This window comes from Chamaesiphon sp. OTE_75_metabat_556 (assembly GCF_031378165.1).
Classification (GTDB): domain Bacteria; phylum Cyanobacteriota; class Cyanobacteriia; order Cyanobacteriales; family Chamaesiphonaceae; genus Chamaesiphon.
Map to the genome: position 1 here is coordinate 1 of NZ_JANNDR010000408.1, position 3809 is coordinate 3809.

Genomic DNA, 3809 nt, shown 5'->3' on the forward strand with positions numbered 1-3809 from the left:
CAAGGGCCAAATCAAAAGCCACCTAATTGGGTACCGATCGTTTTAATCGGGTTGTCGATCGGCTATATTAGTCTGATTATCTATATTCCGGCAATTAATGTTTTCTATCAAGCCTTTCACAAAGGGATCGAACCATTTTTAGCCAATCTTACCAATCCAGATTTCTTGAGTGCGGTGCGAGTCACCCTCTTGTTGGCATTGATTACCGTCCCCATTAATACGGTCTTTGGTTTGTGTGCGGCATGGTCGATCGCGCGGCATCAATTTCCAGGTAGAACTTTATTATTAAGTATTATCGACCTACCGCTGTCCATTTCCCCAGTCGTTGCTGGTTTGATGATTATGCTGCTCTACGGACGCCAAGGCTGGTTTGGGGGCTGGTTGCAAGATCGCGGCATCGATATCGTGTTTGCGTTCCCTGGTATGGCGTTAGCAACTGCGTTTGTGAGTATGCCATTCGTGGTGCGAGAGGTGATTCCCGTCCTCGAAGAAGCAGGAGTAGATCAAGAGGAAGCCGCCAGAACTCTGGGAGCCAGCGATTGGCAGATATTTTGGCGAGTAACGCTACCGAATATTCGTTGGGGTTTGATGTATGGTGTGTTGTTAACCAATGCCCGCGCGATGGGTGAATTTGGGGCGGTTTCGGTGGTGTCGGGAAATGTCGCTAATACGACTCAAAGTCTGCCGTTATTTGTTGAAGAAGCATATAAACAATACAACACCGAAGCTGCTTTTTCCGCAGCAGTATTACTTGCTTTACTCGCGGCTGTGACGTTAGTTATTAAGGAAATTTTAGAAAGCAAAACAAGAATTAAGGATCGATCGTAGGTTGGGTAGAGAGCGTAAGTTGGGCAGCGCAAAGTGAAACCCAACCTACATATCTAAATATAATACATCGGACTGCTCTGCCTCTGAGTCTCCAATGTCTTTGCTAAATCTTGGAGCGTATAACTTTGCAAAATCTCATTGACCGAATCTTTAATCCCGGTAAATGTTTGAACGATGACGGTTTTTTCAAGCGTATTCGGAGTAGTTGGATCGACTTTTTTTCGATCGCCACCACCTTCGATCGCGATGACGACATCGAGTAAGGTAATTTGCCATAGCTCTCTGGCTAGCAAATAACCTCCTTTCATCCCCCGCTGACTGGAGAGAATTCCCTGACGTTTGAGCAATGTGAAAATCTGGTCGAGATATCGATCGGGTAAGGACTGACTAGCCGCAATCTCGTTCACCTTCAGTGGCTTCCCTTGTGCCTGTCGATCGGCAATTTCCAGCAGCGCAACTAAAGCATATTCTAGTCGAGAAGATAGTTCCACAGGCAGTTCGATGAATAGTATATTTAAGATATCACGGTTTTCCGCTCGATCTGGAGTAGTTATTTTAGGGGATAGGGAATACGGGGTAGGGCATAGAGGGTGGTGGATAGTGGAGAGTAAATAGTGAAGGGGTTTGCTGCGGTTGAGGTAGTGACGTGCAGGGATTTAACTTAATTTAATTACTAAATTTATTTATAAGGTCTTTTAACAGTGGGTATATCAGTAAAAAATGTCTCGAAACAATTTGGTAGCTTTCAAGCTGTAGACGGTGTCGATCTTGAAATTGAATCGGGCGCGCTAGTAGCTCTATTGGGGCCTTCTGGCTCGGGGAAATCTACCTTGTTGCGGTTGATTGCTGGGCTGGAGACACCCGATAGCGGCAAAATTTGGCTCACAGGGACGGATGCTACCAATCAAAGTGTCCAAGAGCGGAATATCGGCTTTGTGTTCCAGCACTATGCTCTGTTCAAGCACCTGACGATTCGGGAAAATATTGGCTTTGGACTGAAGATTCGCAAGGCTAGTCCGGCCAAAATCAAAGCGAGAGCCGATGAATTATTAGAACTAGTCCAGTTGTCGGGATTGGGCGATCGCTATCCCTCACAATTATCCGGCGGACAGAGACAGCGGGTCGCTTTGGCTCGATCGCTTGCTGTCGAACCCAAGGTGTTATTGCTAGACGAACCGTTTGGGGCTTTGGATGCCAAAGTCCGCAAGGATTTGCGCGCCTGGTTGCGCCGCCTCCACGACGAGGTACATGTGACGACAGTATTCGTCACCCACGACCAGGAGGAGGCGATGGAAGTAGCCGACAAAATCGTGGTGATGAATAAAGGCCAAATCGAGCAAGTCGGCACGGCAGCGGAGATTTACGATCGGCCAGCGAGTGCATTTGTGATGAGTTTTATCGGCCCGGTGAATGTCCTACCCAGCAGTGCGGATATCTTTCAAAATAATGGCTTTGAAGCCAATCATCCTCAAGTCTATCTCCGCCCCCAAGATATCTCGATCGAGACTGAGCCAGATAGTACGCTGACAGCCGCGACAGTAACGCGGATCATTCATCTGGGGTGGGAGATTCAAGCTGAGTTAGCTCTGGCTGACGGGCAAGTTATTTCGGCTCATTTGACACGCGATCGATTCGACGAGTTACACTTGGAGCCGCAGCAAAAGGTGTATATCAAACCCAAGGAAGCAAAATCTTTTCCCTTGTATTATTCGATCTAAATTCCTCATTTTAAACTGCTCAGAGGGGTCGGATCGCAATACTTCTCGGTTAAGAACTGCTAGCGACTAAAGTCGCCGCTAGTTATGCAAAGTCCGCCTACGCGGACTAACTAGTTTTTAGATTAACCGAGAAGTATTGGGTCGGATCGCATCGCATTTAAAGTAAATCTAGCCAGCGTTGTTAGGTGCACTGAAGTACATAGAAGACATAGCCATAGCTATCTTCAGAACAGTTAAAGATGTCGATCTCCTTGAGAGTCTCGATCGCTAACTTCCGAACAGATGAGTCAGGATGACTGATCAGATTGCAGGTGTTCGGGAATTCCGCCATTGTCGATCCTCTAACGAAGCTCTGCTGATTCACGCACAGCCATCCAGAGTAGCCACACGGAGATCGCCAATCCGATTGCCCCACTAATCAAAAATTCATGAGCTGCGAGCAGCCGATCAGCATAAATCACAGCATAGACCCACAAGCTCAAAGGAAATACGAACAATAGTCCCGTCCAACTGCCAGGTCGGAGTTGTCGATCGTGCCAACTCAAGCCCAGATGGTCTAGTAGGGGGTGAGTCAAACCGATGGCGGGCAAAATGCCACCGACGATCGGCCATTTCCAGCTAACGACAGCAGCACCGATCGCCGAGATAAAAATAGGCAAATTATCCAAGAAAAGTGCCTGATCGAAAACGACCGATTTCCAGCCTGGTTTGACTTGATGATATGCCGGAATCCAGGCCTCACAGATCGTATGAATTATCAAGGCGATCGCTAATAACAAGATCGAGATATCAAAGCTAAAGTGCTGGCTATTGATCATTTGTCGATGCCTCCATCGCAAAAAAGAAATTTGCTTAATCCTCTGGTCTAAAGTTGCCCATCACCCAATAGAACCGACTTTTTTATCATAGCCGATCGATCCTTGGCTTTCTGTACAGGGCTGTTGTTAAAGAGTTAGAGAGTTAAGCAAGGAATAATTCATCCCATTTTTTCAGAGCGATCGCCGCATTCTGTCCGCCAAAGCCAAAACTCAGACATAGTAAATTATTGACGTCTGTTGGGCGCGGAACTGTAACTAAATCCAGATCGAATTCAGGTTGCTTCAATCCCACACACGGCGGTAAAGTCTGAGTCGAGATCGCTTGCAGGCAAAGAGCAACACCAATTGCACCCGATGCACCTAATGTATGTCCGGTCGCACCTTTGGTCGAACTCACTGCCACCCCAGCCGGAAATATTTGCTGAATTAATTGGCTTTCGCGGCG

At 47.2% G+C, this 3809-nt stretch carries 4 protein-coding genes and 1 pseudogene; 2 read left to right on the top strand and 3 right to left on the bottom strand.

The genetic code is table 11. From position 1 onward, the window contains the following. Positions 1 to 36 precede the first annotated feature (36 nt). A complete protein-coding gene (cysW, locus tag RMO27_RS16400) occupies positions 37 to 828 on the top strand; it encodes a sulfate ABC transporter permease subunit CysW (RefSeq protein WP_309734438.1) in 792 nt (263 codons plus the stop codon). A gap of 53 nt (positions 829 to 881) precedes the next feature. Here cysW and RMO27_RS16405 read toward each other — a convergent pair whose 3' ends face one another. Beyond that, positions 882 to 1319 carry an Rrf2 family transcriptional regulator gene (locus tag RMO27_RS16405; protein ID WP_309734431.1) on the bottom strand — a complete coding sequence of 146 codons (438 nt, stop codon included), beginning with the start codon at positions 1317 to 1319 and terminating at the stop codon, positions 882 to 884. Positions 1320 to 1529: 210 nt separating this feature from the next. Here RMO27_RS16405 and RMO27_RS16410 point away from each other — a divergent pair, with 210 nt between their 5' ends. After that, positions 1530 to 2546, top strand: coding sequence for a TOBE-like domain-containing protein (locus tag RMO27_RS16410; RefSeq protein WP_309734433.1), 1017 nt, complete (start codon positions 1530 to 1532; stop codon positions 2544 to 2546). Positions 2547 to 2887: 341 nt separating this feature from the next. Here RMO27_RS16410 and RMO27_RS16415 read toward each other — a convergent pair whose 3' ends face one another. Together RMO27_RS16415 and RMO27_RS16420 are read right to left on the bottom strand one after the other, a co-directional pair. Beyond that, positions 2888 to 3364 carry an HXXEE domain-containing protein gene (locus tag RMO27_RS16415; RefSeq protein ID WP_309734436.1) on the bottom strand — a complete coding sequence of 159 codons (477 nt, stop codon included), beginning with the start codon at positions 3362 to 3364 and terminating at the stop codon, positions 2888 to 2890. 142 nt (positions 3365 to 3506) lie between these two features. After that, positions 3507 to 3809 (bottom strand): annotated as a pseudogene (locus RMO27_RS16420) (beta-ketoacyl-ACP synthase); the annotation flags it as partial.